The sequence below is a fragment of the Yersinia sp. KBS0713 genome (assembly GCF_005937895.2).
Classification (GTDB): Bacteria; Pseudomonadota; Gammaproteobacteria; order Enterobacterales; family Enterobacteriaceae; genus Yersinia; species Yersinia bercovieri.
Map to the genome: position 1 here is coordinate 941,510 of NZ_CP042173.1, position 14,247 is coordinate 955,756.

Consider the following 14,247-nt stretch of genomic DNA (forward strand, 5'->3'; position numbering starts at 1 on the left):
TTTTGTGGCGCAGTGCTGGATATAGTTGAAAAAACAGCACTATAGCGCCTTTAACCTATCAGCATCCTTTCTTTGAGGAGTCAATCAGGACATGGAAATCGATAATAAAGCCCGTATTCACTGGGCGTGCCGCCGTGGTATGCGTGAACTGGATATCTCTATCATGCCGTTTTTCGAATATGAATATGATGGCTTGAGTGATAATGAGAAGCAGGTTTTTATTCGTTTACTTGAGTGCGATGACCCAGATTTATTTAACTGGCTGATGAATCATGGGGAGCCGCAGGATAGTGAGCTGCGTCAGATGGTCAAATTGATTCAAGCACGAAATAAAGCCCGTGGCCCAGTGGCGATGTGACCTGCGGGTATCCTGGCACACTCAACTTTTCTCGTTATTGACGCACGGTGTTTTGGTGATACTCACCTTGGTCGCGCCCTGGCCCCAGGGCTATACCGCACTATGGTTAGTATTGCTGACACTGGTGGTGTTTGAGTGTATCCGCAGCCAGAAAAACATCACCTCCTGTCAGGGTGAAATCAGGCTTAAACCCGGCAATCTGGTGCTATGGAAAAGGCTCGAATGGATGGTCGTTAAGCAGCCCTGGATCACCCGCTATGGGGTGTTGTTGAGCTTAAAACAGGCGAGTAACCACGCTATCCATAAGCGTTTATGGCTGGCGGCTGATAGCATGTCAGAAGATGAGTGGCGGCAACTCTGCCTGCTACTGCGCCACTCCTTTGATGCTGATGAGGGTTTGAATCGATGAAGCCTTTGATTTGGCTGGTGGAAGATGAGCCGAGCATCGCCGACACGCTGATTTATACATTGGAAAGCGAAGGTTTTACCCTCCGGTGGTTTGACCGGGGGGAGCCGGCGCTGGCGGCACTGGCTAACGGGCCGCCGGCACTGGCGATCGTCGATGTTGGCTTGCCTGATATCAACGGTTTTGAGCTCTGCCGCCGTCTATTGGTACAGATGCCGGAACTGCCAGTGGTTTTTTTGACGGCTCGTAGCGAAGAGCTGGACCGGATTGTCGGTCTGGAAATTGGTGCTGACGACTATATTGCTAAGCCCTTCTCGCCCCGCGAAGTGAGCGCCAGAGTTCGTACCGTCTTACGGCGCTTACAGAAGTCACAAACGCTCTCGATACCTGCCGCGCTACACCAATTTGGCCATTTCACCCTAAATGAAGCCAGCGCGCGCGTGACCTATCATCAACAAGTTTTATGGCTAACGCGCTATGAATATCTGCTGCTAAAAACCTTATTGCTGGCACCTGAGCGCATATTCTCACGCCAACAACTGATGGATATTGTCTGGGCGCAGGCGGAGGAGAGCCAGGATCGCACTGTCGACACTCACATCAAAACTCTGCGCTCAAAGCTGCGCATGACCTACGATGAAGAGTCGCCGATCCGCACTCATCGCGGCTTGGGCTATAGCCTGACGTATCAGCCCTAACTTGCCGATGATGAGTCCGCGCCCATGAGCTTATTACTATGAAGATCGGTGCCCTATGAAAATCGGCGTACGTCTGCTGCTGGGTTACTTTTTGATAGTCGCCATTGCCGGTTACTTTGTGATTCGTATTTTTGTGCAGGAAGTAAAGCCCGGCGTGCGGCGTGCCACCGAAGGCACCTTGGTGGATACCGCGACCTTGCTGGCACAGTTCGCCCGGCAAGACATGCTACAAAATAGAGTCGCAGGGGGCCAACTGGCACAAGCTTTTGCGTCGCTGAATCTGCGCCCCATCGGGGCCAATATTGAAGGTATCCGCAAGGATCGTAACGAATATCGGGTCTATCTAACCGATGCCGACGGGCGAGTAATTTTTGATTCATCAGGCAAATCAGTGGGGCAGGATTATTCACGCTGGAATGACGTCTGGCTGACGTTGCGCGGTGAGTATGGCGCACGGAGTAGCCGCAGCGACCCCCATGATGAGCAAAGCTCGGTGATGTATGTGGCCGCACCGGTCATAGTTGAGAACAAAATTATTGGTGTGCTCAGTGTGGGTAAACCCAATATCTCCATGGCCCCGGTTATCAAACGTAGTGAACGTAAGATCTTGTTAGCCGGTGGAATTTTGCTGGGCATTGCACTGCTGATTGGCTTGGGGTTTGTCTGGTGGATCAACCGGGCCATTGGTAAATTAGTCAATTACGCCGAGCGGGTTGCCGAGGGGCAATCAGTAGCGCTGCCCGCCATGGGGAGCAGCGAACTGAATGATTTGGCGCGGGCGCTGGAAAGTATGCGGCTGAAATTGGATGGTAAAGCCTATATCGAACAATATGTTCACACGCTAACTCATGAACTGAAAAGCCCGCTGGCGGCCATCACCGGGGCTGCTGAGTTATTGCGCGAGTCTCCGCCACCCGCCATGGCTCAGCGCTTCCTCCTAAATATCGAGCAGCAAAGTGCGCGCATCCAGCTATTGGTGGATAAAATGCTGATTCAGGCGCGGCTGGAGAGTCGGGTAGACCTGCAACTCTCTCCATTGGAGGTCAGCCACATCTTGCAGCAGACCTTCAGCGGCAAAGAAGCACAGGCGGTTAGTCGCGGCATTCGTTTGCGGCTAATCGGTGCCGATAGCGCGATATTAATGGGTGATGCTCTGTTGCTGAGCCAGGCGTTGAGCAATCTAATTGATAATGCACTGGATTTTACGCCTGTGGGGGGGGACGTGACATTATCTGGCGAGCGGCAAACGACGGAATATCTGATCACGGTTGAGGACAGTGGTAGCGGTATTCCTGCTTATGCCCAAGAGAAGATTTTCGACCGTTTTTACTCGCTACCCAGAGCCAATAGCCCTAAAAGTACCGGGCTGGGGCTGAATTTTGTGCGCGAAGTCGCCGCTATTCATCAAGGAGCTATTTCGCTGGAAAACCGCCAGCCACAAGGGGTACGCGCCCGCTTGATATTGCCACTCGATAGCGCCTGATTCGCTGACTTCACTTTCACTTCACATAGCCTCATTCTCCTTTCACTTCACTCTCTTAAGCTGCTCTCCTGACCTTACAAGGAGCGCAAGCCATGTTCAAATCTGTTCTGTTTTGGAAAATAGCCACACTGTTGGGCTTAATTTTGTTGATGATGATCCCGAAAGAGATGTTGCTGAATGTTATCTATGAGCGCAGCGGCTATCGGCAGAGTGTGATTGATAAAGTGAGCGACAGCACCAGCCGATCGCAGAAGATCCTTGGCCCGCTGATTGTGGTGCCCTACAGCGAATGGGTGGAGACGGAAGTGGACGGTAAGAAGCAGGGCCAGCGTATCAGCCGCCATCGCTACTTACTGCCCGAGGTCATGACAGTCAAGGGCGCGCCAAATGTAGAAGTGCGCCAACTGGGTATTTATAAGGCTCAGGTATATCAGGGGGAGCTTTATTTTCATGGTCAATTTGAACCCTCCTCACTGGATGATTTAGATCGTGAGGGGGTCATCATCGGCGCACCGTCACTGGTATTGGCGCTGAGTGATTCACGGGGTATCCAGCAGATTTCGCCGCTGACCTTGGGCCGTGAAAAAATCAACTTCGAACCGGGGGCTTTTCTGGGGCGCGCCGCGCAAGGGGTGCATGTCCCGCTGACACGGGCACAGATTCAGCAGGGCAAATTTGATATCGACTTTAAGCTGACCCTGACGGGCACCAATAGCCTCTCGGTGGTACCGGTTGGCCGTAGCAGTGAGCTGACCTTGCAGAGCAACTGGCCACACCCTAATTTTGTCGGCGAGTTCCTGCCGATGCAGCGCAAAGTGGATGAAAATGGTTTCCGTGCGCACTGGAGCAGTAATTGGCTGGCCAATAGTATGAATATTAACTTTGCCAGCGACGGAGCACTTTTTGATATCAATGAGTTACCGGCTTTCACCACCAGCCTGATTGAGCCAGTTGACCACTATCAACTCACTGAGCGTGCGATCAAATATGCCATTTTGTTTATCGGCCTGACATTTTTCAGCTTCTTCCTGTTTGAAAGCCTAACCTCACTGCGTGTCCATCCGATTCAATACTTGCTAGTGGGTGCGGCGCTGGTACTGTTCTATCTGATGCTGCTGGCGTTCTCAGAGCACCTTGGTTTTACCTTGGCTTATATTATCGCCAGTCTGAGTTGCAGCGCACTGATTGCTATCTATCTGAGTGCTGTTTTGGGCGGCTGGTTACGTGGTCTGCTGTTTGCCGGTGGCCTATTACTGCTGTACGGGGTGTTGTTTGGCTTGCTGCAATCCGAAGATAATGCGCTGCTACTGGGGGCCGGATTGCTGTTTATTGTTTTGGCGGCAGTGATGGTACTCACACGAAGACTCGACTGGTATCAAGTGGCCTCACCACAACGCTTTACTGGCGCCAAAAATAGTGAGTCAACGAACACGGAAGCCGAAGTTAAAGCTGAAGAGATGTCGATCGAAGCCACGCCAGCGGGGGGCAGCTCTCAAGATAAATTCCGGTTGTGGAAGTAAAATTGGATTAAATCGGGCACACGAGTGCCCGTTTTTTTGATTTTTAGTGTTGGGGTAATTAAAGCAGGGCGTCCATCTCTAACAGGATCTGCTCGCACCACTGCTCGATCCGCGCGTCACTCAAATCGTATTGATTGACCTCATCCAACGCCAGGCCGACAAAGTGTTCACCATCGGTACTGAGCGGTTTAGGGCTGGTAAATTCAAACCCTGCCGTTGGCCAAAAACCGATAAATTTCACGCCCAGTGGCGCAATATGGTGATACAACATGCCAAGGGCATCAAGGAACCATTCGCTATAACCGAATTGATCTCCCATACCATACATGGCGACAATCTTTCCCTTGAGATTAAGCGCTGTTAACTGTGGCCAGATAGCTTCCCAGTCCTCCTGTAACTCCCCGAAATCCCAGGTGGGAATGCCCAAAATCAGGATGGAGTACTCCTCCATCAAGCGGGGGCTGACATCCTTCAGATTATGTAAATCAACCAAATCTTCGCCGAGAATATCGCGGATTTTTTCTGCCACCATTTCGGTATAACAGGTGCTGGAGCCGTAAAAGAGACCAATCTTCATGATGTATAGCCATAGCATTACTAATAAGGAATAGCATCGAGTGTACCAGATTTGTCCCGTCATCAGGCATAATGGCGGCTGAGTTCAATCAAAGAGAGCAACAGCAATGCAACAGCAAAATAACCCGCTGATTGAACAGTTTCTTGATGCTTTGTGGCTAGAGCGGAATCTGGCGGAGAATACGCTGGCGTCATACCGTTTGGACTTACATGCATTAACCGGATGGTTAGATCATCACGGCAGTGATTTATTGCGCGCCGGTTCGCAGGAGTTGCAATCTTTCCTTGCTGAGCGCATTGAGGGTGGATATAAAGCCACTAGTTCCGCCCGCTTGCTCAGTGCGATGCGGCGGTTGTTTCAATATTTATATCGCGAAAAATTACGTGACGATGACCCGACAGCCATACTTTCATCACCTAAGCTGCCGCAACGTTTACCGAAAGATCTCAGTGAGGCGCAGGTTGATGCATTGCTCAATTCACCCAATGTTGATATCCCGCTGGAGTTGCGTGATAAAGCGATGCTGGAAGTGCTCTATGCTACTGGCTTGCGGGTGTCTGAACTGGTCGGGCTGACAATCAGCGATGTAAGCTTGCGCCAGGGCGTGGTGCGGGTGATTGGTAAAGGCAATAAAGAGCGGCTAGTGCCTTTGGGCGAAGAGGCGGTGTACTGGATTGAGAATTACATGGAGCACGGGCGACCGTGGCTTATCAATGGTCAGTCGCTGGATGTGCTGTTCCCCAGCAACCGCAGTCAGCAAATGACCCGCCAGACTTTCTGGCATCGAATCAAACACTATGCGATCCTTGCCGGTATTGATAGTGAACGGCTTTCGCCCCACGTATTGCGGCATGCTTTTGCCACGCATCTGTTGAATCATGGTGCGGATCTACGTGTGGTACAAATGTTACTGGGCCACAGTGATCTGTCGACGACCCAGATTTATACCCATGTAGCGACTGAACGTTTGAAGCAGCTACATCAACAGCATCATCCGCGCGCATAATTGCCGCGTGGAAAAGGATAGGATTTTTATATGAAAAAAAGTTTATTACTGCTGCCGATGTTAATCGCGGCCCTCACTGGTTTGGCTCATGCTGACGATACTGCTATCCAGCAGACACTGAAAAAACTCGATATTCAGCAAGCGGATATCCAACCGTCGCCGATCCCCGGTTTGAGTACGGTAATGACTGAAAGTGGTGTGCTTTATATTTCGGCGGATGGCAAACATCTATTGCAAGGCCCGTTGTATGACGTAAGTGGTAGCCAGCCGGTGAATGTGACCAATCAGTCGCTGGTGAAACGACTTAATGCATTGAGCGGCGAAATGATCGTGTACAAAGCGCCGCAGGAGAAGCACGTTGTTACCGTGTTTACCGACATCACCTGCGGCTACTGCCATAAATTACACGAGCAGATGAAAGAGTATAACGCGCTGGGGATTACCGTGCGTTATCTGGCCTTTCCGCGTCAGGGTTTAAGCTCCCAGGCGGAAAAAGATATGCGCTCTATCTGGTGCATGGCCGATCGTAATAAAGCATTTGATGATGCGATGAAAGGCACCGAAATCTCACCGGCAACCTGTAAAACCGATATCAGCAAGCATTACCAGCTAGGTGTGCAGTTTGGTATTCAGGGAACGCCAGCCATTGTGCTGCAAAATGGCACTGTCGTTCCGGGTTATATGGAGCCAAAAGAGATGTTACAGATGCTGAATAAGCATCAGGCTTCCGCAAAAGCGGCGGGTTAATTGCCCGTGACATTGAAAACTCAACTTCGTCGTCGTGAGGCGGCAGATGACAGCCATTTGCCGCCACAATTGCATCCGTTGCTGCGCCGTCTCTACGCCAGTCGCGGCGTAAAAAGTGCCGAAGAGCTAGAGCGTGGCGTCAAAGGGCTGTTGGCATGGCAGCAACTAGATGGCATTGACGCGGGAGTCACTCTGCTGCAGCAAGCGCTGGCAGAGAGGCGGCGCATCGTGATCGTCGGTGATTTTGATGCCGATGGCGCAACCAGTACTGCGTTGGCGGTGCTCGCATTACGTAGCATGGGCGGCAGTAATATTGATTATCTGGTGCCCAATCGTTTTGAAGATGGCTATGGGCTTAGTCCTGAAGTGGTTGAGCAAGTTGCTGCCCGTGGGGCAGAACTGATCGTCACTGTAGATAATGGAATTTCCTCCCATGCAGGGGTGGAGTTGGCCCATGCCAAGGGGATTCAGGTGCTGGTTACCGATCACCATTTGCCTGGTGAAACCTTACCTGCAGCGGAAGCCATCATTAACCCGAATCTGGCCGGATGTGATTTTCTGTCCAAATCGCTGGCAGGGGTTGGGGTCACCTTTTATCTGATGCTGGCGTTACGCGCCCGCCTCAGGGACAGCGGCTGGTTTGAGCAACGTGCGCTGGCCATACCCAACTTGGCTGAGTTGCTGGATTTAGTGGCACTCGGCACAGTGGCTGATGTGGTACCGCTGGATGCCAATAACCGAATTCTGGTTCACCAAGGCCTAAGCCGCATTCGTGCGGGAAAATGCCGTCCGGGAATTCGTGCATTGCTGGAGGTGGCAAATCGCGATGCCCGCCAACTGGCTGCGAACGATTTGGGCTTCTCTCTCGGCCCACGGCTAAATGCCGCAGGGCGTTTGGATGATATGTCTATTGGGGTGGCGCTACTTCTTAGTGACGATATTGCTCAGGCCCGCGCGCTGGCAATCGATCTTGATACGCTAAATCAGACCCGCCGCGAGATAGAACAAGGTATGCAGGTCGAAGCCCTGCAACTGTGTGACCAATTGGAGCGCACCAGTACTGAACTACCTTACGGCATCGCGATGTATCATCCGGAGTGGCATCAGGGGGTGGTAGGGATTCTGGCCTCACGGATTAAAGAGCGCTTTCATCGGCCGGTCATCGCTTTTGCCCCTGCGGGGGATGGCTTACTGAAAGGATCGGGCCGCAGTGTTGCCGGTTTACATATGCGCGATGCTCTTGAGCGCCTCGACACCTTGAACCCTGGATTGATTCTCAAGTTTGGTGGGCATGCCATGGCCGCCGGATTATCGCTAGAGCAGGATAAATTTGATCAGTTCCGCCAATGCTTTGCAGATTTAGTCGGTGAATGGATGGACGCTTCTCAATTAGAAGGCGTTATCTGGTCTGATGGAGAGCTGAAAGGTGGCGACTTATCAATCGAAACCGCAGAGTTACTGCGCGATGGTGGCCCGTGGGGGCAATCTTTCCCAGAACCAATATTTGACGGCAAATTTCGCATTCTGCAACAGCGGCTGGTGGGGGAGCGCCACCTGAAGCTCATGATTGAGCCATTGAATGGTGGGCCGTTACTGGATGGCATTGCTTTTAATATCGATACCACCCTATGGCCGGACAGCAGCGTGCGTGAAGTTAAGCTCGCTTATAAACTCGATATTAATGAGTACCGCGGTAACCGTAGTGTCCAGTTATTGATTCAGCACTTGTGGCCTTATTAGCTCATGACTAAACACAACCCGAATTGCTCACCTCTGCCAGTGATTCGGGGTAATACTGACTGGTAACACGGCTGTAATTCTCAGTAAGCAGGAAATATAGTCAACTTGCTATAAACCGTCGTTGAGATCCGCTAGAATTACCGGTTCTAATGACATTCCGTCATCGACGACTCAACGTAAGACTTTAAATCATGTTTGAAATAAACCCGGTAAAAAACCGAATTCAGGACCTGTCTGATCGGACAGCCGTTCTCAGGGGGTATCTTTGACTATGATGCCAAGAAAGAGCGACTGGAAGAAGTAAACGCCGAGCTGGAACAGCCCGACGTCTGGAATGAACCTGAGCGCGCCCAAGCGCTGGGTAAAGAGCGTTCTGCGCTGGAAGAGATAGTCACCACTATTGATCAATTGGATCAAGGCATGGAAGACGTCACTGGCTTGCTAGAACTGGCGATTGAAGCTGACGACGAAGAGACGTTTAACGAAGCGGTTGCTGAGTTAGATATCCTTGATGGCAAGCTGGGCCAGCTTGAATTCCGCCGTATGTTCTCTGGTGAATATGATAGCGCCAACTGCTACCTGGATCTGCAAGCAGGCTCCGGTGGTACAGAAGCTCAGGACTGGGCCAGCATGTTGCTGCGCATGTATCTGCGCTGGGCTGAATCCAAAGGTTTCAAAACTGAAATCATTGAAGAGTCGGATGGCGATGTCGCGGGCCTGAAGTCTGCCACGATCAAAATCATCGGTGAATATGCATTTGGCTGGTTACGTACTGAAACTGGCGTACATCGCCTGGTACGTAAAAGCCCATTTGACTCCGGTGGCCGCCGTCATACCTCTTTCAGTTCTGCCTTTGTCTATCCTGAAGTTGACGACGACATTGATATCGAAATCAACCCGGCAGACTTGCGTATTGACGTTTACCGCGCATCTGGTGCGGGTGGTCAACATGTTAACAAAACGGAATCTGCGGTACGTATTACCCATATTCCAACCAATATTGTGACTCAGTGTCAGAATGACCGTTCTCAGCATAAAAACAAAGATCAAGCGATGAAACAGTTGAAAGCGAAGCTGTATGAGTTTGAGATGCAAAAGAAAAATGCTGATAAACAGGTTCTGGAAGATAACAAGTCCGATATCGGTTGGGGCAGCCAGATCCGTTCTTATGTACTGGATGACTCACGTATCAAAGATTTGCGTACCGGTGTGGAAACACGCAACACGCAAGCGGTACTGGATGGTGATCTGGACAAATTCATCGAAGCAAGTTTGAAAGCCGGGCTATAAGGAACTGAGATGTCAGAGCAAAAAACGCAAGTCGCTGAGCAAGCGCAAGAACTCAATAGTGAGTTACAAGCTCGTCGAGAAAAACTGGCAGTGCTGCGGGAAAAAGGGATTGCTTTCCCAAATGATTTCCGCCGCGAGCACCTCTCTGACCAGTTGCATGCTGAGTATGGCAGCAAAGAGAACGAAGAGTTAGAAGCACTGAATATCGAAGTAACCGTTGCCGGTCGCATGATGACCCGCCGCATCATGGGCAAAGCATCATTCGTGACACTGCAAGATGTCGGTGGCCGTATTCAGTTGTACGTTTCCCGTGATGATCTGCCGGAAGGCGTTTATAACGAAGAGTTCAAAAAGTGGGATCTGGGCGATATCCTGGGTGCACGCGGTAAACTGTTTAAAACCAAAACCGGCGAGCTGTCTATCCACTGTAGCGAACTGCGTTTACTGACCAAAGCACTGCGTCCGCTGCCAGATAAATTCCACGGCCTGGCTGATCAGGAGACCCGTTATCGCCAGCGTTATCTGGACCTGATCGCTAACGACGAATCTCGCAATACGTTCAAAGTGCGTTCGCAAGTGATGTCTGGCATCCGCAGCTTCATGGTGGAAAAAGGTTTCATGGAAGTCGAAACCCCAATGATGCAAGTGATCCCTGGCGGCGCGTCTGCACGTCCGTTCGTGACACATCATAATGCGCTGGATATCGATATGTACTTACGTATCGCACCAGAACTGTACTTGAAACGCCTGGTTGTCGGTGGTTTTGAACGTGTGTTCGAAATTAACCGCAACTTCCGTAATGAGGGTGTTTCACCGCGCCATAACCCAGAGTTCACTATGATGGAACTCTATATGGCGTATGCGGATTACAAAGATCTGATCGTATTGACCGAAGAGTTGTTCCGTACCCTGACTGAAAACATTCTGGGTAGTAGTGTGGTGCAGTATGGTGAGCAGACATTTGATTTTGGTAAACCTTTTGTCAAGTTGACCATGAAAGAAGCCATTTGCAAATATCGCCCTGAAACCAATGTGGCGGATTTGGATGATATGGGCAAAGCTGTGGCCATTGCCGAGTCACTTGGCATCAAAGTGGAGAAGAGCTGGGGCCTGGGCCGCGTTCAATGCGAAATTTTCGAAGAGACCGCAGAGAGCCACCTGATTCAGCCAACATTCATCACTGAATACCCGGCAGAGGTTTCTCCGCTGGCACGTCGTAACGACGATAATCCATTCATCACTGACCGTTTCGAGTTCTTCATCGGTGGCCGTGAAATTGGCAACGGCTTCTCTGAGCTGAATGACGCTGAAGACCAAGCTCAGCGCTTTGCCGATCAAGTTAGCGCCAAAGAAGCAGGCGATGATGAAGCAATGTTCTACGATGAAGATTATGTCACCGCACTGGAACATGGCTTGCCGCCAACGGCTGGCTTGGGCATTGGTATTGACCGTATGGTGATGTTGTTTACCAACAGCCACACTATCCGCGATGTTATCTTGTTCCCAGCGATGCGCCCGGTAAAATAAGCAACCTTGGTTAACGGTAAACCTATTAGGGCGCTACGGCGCCCTTTTTACTGAGCAAAGGATTCCCAGAAAATAGCAGTAGTTACGGCTTATTTAAGCTAATCGCTTAAAATACCGGCGCTTAGACTATATCTTCGCTTGCCCACGTCAAAGAACCGGTTATAATGCAAACCGCACACCGAAGCGGGTGTAGTTCAATGGTAGAACGAGAGCTTCCCAAGCTCTATACGAGGGTTCGATTCCCTTCACCCGCTCCAAACTCCTTGTATCTCAATAAATTAGAGATATAAGTGCTTCTAGCGATAGTGATAACTCACATACCTGCCTTTTGTCCCCATTGAACTATCCCAGATAATTGAACTATCCCAGATAACTGTCACGTCTTGATATGTGGTTAATCGGGTAGCTTATCAATACACTGGCGGCTCTTTCAGAGCTTTACCGCGATAGCACAACAAGAATCTATGCCGCCAACCAACGGCTCTAAACTCTATCTAAAACTCATAGCAGGGCGCATGTTAAGCCCGATGCTCTCTTATGCCACACGTCGTGATGACGTTGCAGAGGATAAACAGGTCAATCTAATGTTACTCCCAGCTTAATGTAGTCAGTAAAAGTATGGCACTGGTTATGTAAGGGAGGGACGTCCATCACATCACGACATAGACGACATACCCGTGAATACACTGAGCGATGTTATCGACGGGATAATACAGTCGTTTGAAGGCTTTTCGTATCAGAGAAATGGGCGGAGATTCTGGTAAATAAATGAGATATTACCCGCGCCTTTGCTTAATGCAACACAACCTAAATCCCGGAGGTTCATTGAGTCCTAGACCGAATAATTCGGGTTCTACAGTGGCAGCAATTTGAATATCGATGCGAAAACTAATGGAGAAAGCCGCTGGTTTTGTTTTCCTCAATACACCGACACAAATCAAAGCTAATAAATAGCATCATTAATAAAGGTAATTCATCTAATTAAATAATTTCGCAAATCAAAATACGTTAAAAATACAATTCAAAAATCCTGTAAAGGTAAAAAATACATTGCATATCATTTTGATTTAATAGGGTTTTTAATTAAAAAAGGAAAAATTAATTTTTAAGACTATAGATCAAACAAGTAATTTAAAGTAAATTATTGCTCTAGATTGATTTTGCATACCTGAATGAAAGTCAGTGCCCCCTTGCAATAATCCTTATTCAAATCTAATTTTTACGGGAAAGGAATATCAATGTAACCTAGTGCAAATGGGATAGGGAATATTACTTCCCATTAGTTCCTCTGAACTCAATTATTGATAATTAACTTCCCATTGTGATTAAAGCACAAGGGCGGAAAACACGTCCATTTTCTGCAGTCTGTTCTCGTTTTCGGCATATTGGCAGCTGTAAGTCAGGCGCGGTAGCGTGGGTAAATATTAACCAATGGGAAACTGATGGCACGTAGTGGCTTGGAAGTACAAAAAGCTGCCGTTAAGGCACTTTTTTTAAGGGAAATTAAAACCCGGTTTGGCAAATACAGGCTTGGATATCTATGGGCAGCGCTGGAACCCATGGCCCATCTGCTGATCCTGTTGACTATTTTCGGCTTCATCATGCACCGCACCATGCCGGATATCTCCTTCCCGGTATTTTTGATCAATGGAATCATTCCCTACTTCGTTTTCAGTAACATCACCAATAGGTCTATAGGCGCGATTGAGGCCAATCAGGGTCTGTTCAACTACCGGCCAGTCAAACCTATAGATACGATTATTGCCCGCGCCATTTTAGAGGCGTTGATCTACGCAGTGGTTTACGTGCTGCTGATGGTAATTGTGGCTCTGGCAGGCGAAGAGTTTGAAGTGGTTAAACTGACTTCGCTGGTACTGGTTTGGGTACTGCTGGTGATCTTCTCTTGCGGTGTAGGGCTGATCTTTATGGTGGTGGGTAAAACCTTCCCTGAAACCGAGAAGTTTTTACCTATCCTGATTAAGCCGCTGTACTTTATCTCCTGCATTATGTTTCCGCTACATTCAATTCCAAAAGAGTACTGGCCATATCTGTTATGGAACCCGATCGTGCACGTGGTCGAATTATGTCGTGCCGCCGTCGTCCCCGGCTATGTCAGTGAGGGAGTAAGCCTGAACTATCTGGCGTTCTGTGCTCTGGTTACCTTGTTTGTCGGGCTCGCGCTCTACCGTAACCGTGAAGAGGCGATGCTGACCTCATGATCAAAATTGAAAATCTCACCAAATCATACCGCACTCCTGCCGGTCGCCATTATGTCTTTAAAGATCTCAACGTAGAGCTACCTTCGGGGAAAAGCGTCGCATTAATTGGCCGAAATGGCGCGGGTAAATCTACCCTGCTGCGGGTTATTGGCGGTATTGACCGGGCTGATTCGGGCCAGATCCATACAGACAAAACAATTTCTTGGCCTGTAGGACTTGCTGGCGGATTTCAGGGCAGCCTAACAGGACGCGAAAACGTCAAATTTGTTGCTCGCCTGTATGCTACTCACAGCGAACTTCGAGAAAAAGTTGCCTTTGTCGAAGCGTTCGCCGAGTTAGGAAAATACTTCGATATGCCGATCAAAACCTACTCTTCGGGTATGAAATCCCGCCTCGGTTTTGGCCTGAGCATGGCATTTAAGTTTGACTACTATCTGGTGGATGAAGTCACCGCCGTCGGCGATGCCAAGTTCAAGCGGAAATGCGCTGATGTATTCAAAGCCCGCCATGAAGAAGCCAGCTTTTTGATGGTATCGCACAGCCTAGGCTCGCTGAAAGAGTTTTGTGATGTTGCGCTCTTTATAGGTCGGGATAATCAGGTGAAATATTTTGACTCAGTGGATGAGGCAATTGCCGTTTATAAGGTGGATGAAGGGATATAGTTTGTCTGCCCTAC

The 14,247-nt window shown here is 49.6% G+C and carries 13 protein-coding genes, 1 tRNA gene and 1 pseudogene; 13 read left to right on the forward strand and 2 right to left on the reverse strand.

Features of this window, described 5'->3' with window-relative positions:
• Window positions 1–91 precede the first annotated feature (91 nt).
• The 5 genes from sdhE (at window position 92) to creD (ending at window position 4,465) form a co-directional block, all read left to right on the forward strand.
• On the forward strand, window positions 92–358 hold the full coding sequence (gene sdhE, locus FFE93_RS04375; RefSeq protein WP_004706797.1) for an FAD assembly factor SdhE: 267 nt from the start codon (window positions 92–94) through the stop codon (window positions 356–358).
• The gene (locus tag FFE93_RS04380) at window positions 339–767 is read left to right on the forward strand and encodes a protein YgfX (protein ID WP_032899026.1); all 429 of its coding nucleotides are present in this window, start codon (window positions 339–341) and stop codon (window positions 765–767) included. The genes sdhE and FFE93_RS04380 overlap by 20 nt, the downstream gene beginning before the upstream one ends.
• Complete coding sequence (gene creB, locus FFE93_RS04385) at window positions 764–1,462, forward strand: two-component system response regulator CreB (protein ID WP_032899028.1); 699 nt, start codon at window positions 764–766, stop codon at window positions 1,460–1,462. The genes FFE93_RS04380 and creB overlap by 4 nt, the downstream gene beginning before the upstream one ends.
• Before the next feature lie 55 nt (window positions 1,463–1,517).
• Window positions 1,518–2,945, forward strand: coding sequence for a two-component system sensor histidine kinase CreC (gene creC / locus FFE93_RS04390; protein WP_138774847.1), 1,428 nt, complete (start codon window positions 1,518–1,520; stop codon window positions 2,943–2,945).
• Between the two features lie 92 nt (window positions 2,946–3,037).
• The gene (gene creD, locus FFE93_RS04395; RefSeq protein ID WP_138774848.1) at window positions 3,038–4,465 is read left to right on the forward strand and encodes a cell envelope integrity protein CreD; all 1,428 of its coding nucleotides are present in this window, start codon (window positions 3,038–3,040) and stop codon (window positions 4,463–4,465) included.
• Window positions 4,466–4,523: 58 nt separating this feature from the next.
• Here the strand turns inward: creD and fldB are convergent, their stop codons facing one another.
• Complete coding sequence (gene fldB / locus FFE93_RS04400) at window positions 4,524–5,042, reverse strand: flavodoxin FldB (protein WP_032897254.1); 519 nt, start codon at window positions 5,040–5,042, stop codon at window positions 4,524–4,526.
• Between the two features lie 106 nt (window positions 5,043–5,148).
• On the opposite strand from fldB, the gene xerD reads away from it, so the two are divergent.
• From xerD to FFE93_RS04430, 6 genes are all read left to right on the forward strand, one after another.
• Window positions 5,149–6,048, forward strand: coding sequence for a site-specific tyrosine recombinase XerD (gene xerD / locus FFE93_RS04405; RefSeq protein WP_057647765.1), 900 nt, complete (start codon window positions 5,149–5,151; stop codon window positions 6,046–6,048).
• Between the two features lie 30 nt (window positions 6,049–6,078).
• On the forward strand, window positions 6,079–6,795 hold the full coding sequence (dsbC, locus tag FFE93_RS04410; protein ID WP_049602526.1) for a bifunctional protein-disulfide isomerase/oxidoreductase DsbC: 717 nt from the start codon (window positions 6,079–6,081) through the stop codon (window positions 6,793–6,795).
• A gap of 6 nt (window positions 6,796–6,801) precedes the next feature.
• The gene (recJ, locus tag FFE93_RS04415; protein ID WP_005272804.1) at window positions 6,802–8,535 is read left to right on the forward strand and encodes a single-stranded-DNA-specific exonuclease RecJ; all 1,734 of its coding nucleotides are present in this window, start codon (window positions 6,802–6,804) and stop codon (window positions 8,533–8,535) included.
• A gap of 191 nt (window positions 8,536–8,726) precedes the next feature.
• Window positions 8,727–9,825, forward strand: a protein-coding gene (gene prfB, locus FFE93_RS04420; protein WP_099460520.1) for a peptide chain release factor 2 whose coding sequence is annotated in 2 segments (ribosomal slippage) — window positions 8,727–8,801 and window positions 8,803–9,825 — 1,098 coding nt in all. Because the reading frame shifts where the segments join, the coding sequence is not laid out codon by codon here.
• 9 nt (window positions 9,826–9,834) lie between these two features.
• Complete coding sequence (gene lysS / locus FFE93_RS04425; protein ID WP_049602527.1) at window positions 9,835–11,352, forward strand: lysine--tRNA ligase; 1,518 nt, start codon at window positions 9,835–9,837, stop codon at window positions 11,350–11,352.
• 183 nt (window positions 11,353–11,535) lie between these two features.
• Window positions 11,536–11,609 (forward strand) — tRNA-Gly (locus tag FFE93_RS04430).
• A gap of 405 nt (window positions 11,610–12,014) precedes the next feature.
• Here FFE93_RS04430 and FFE93_RS04435 read toward each other — a convergent pair.
• Window positions 12,015–12,098 (reverse strand): annotated as a pseudogene (locus tag FFE93_RS04435) (IS6 family transposase); the annotation flags it as partial.
• A 696-nt stretch (window positions 12,099–12,794) separates the two neighbouring features.
• On the opposite strand from FFE93_RS04435, the gene FFE93_RS04440 reads away from it, so the two are divergent.
• Complete coding sequence (locus FFE93_RS04440) at window positions 12,795–13,571, forward strand: ABC transporter permease (RefSeq protein ID WP_049602528.1); 777 nt, start codon at window positions 12,795–12,797, stop codon at window positions 13,569–13,571.
• Entirely contained in the window at window positions 13,568–14,233 is a 666-nt protein-coding gene (locus FFE93_RS04445) for an ABC transporter ATP-binding protein (protein WP_057647758.1), read from the forward strand. The genes FFE93_RS04440 and FFE93_RS04445 overlap by 4 nt, the downstream gene beginning before the upstream one ends.
• Window positions 14,234–14,247 lie beyond the last annotated feature (14 nt).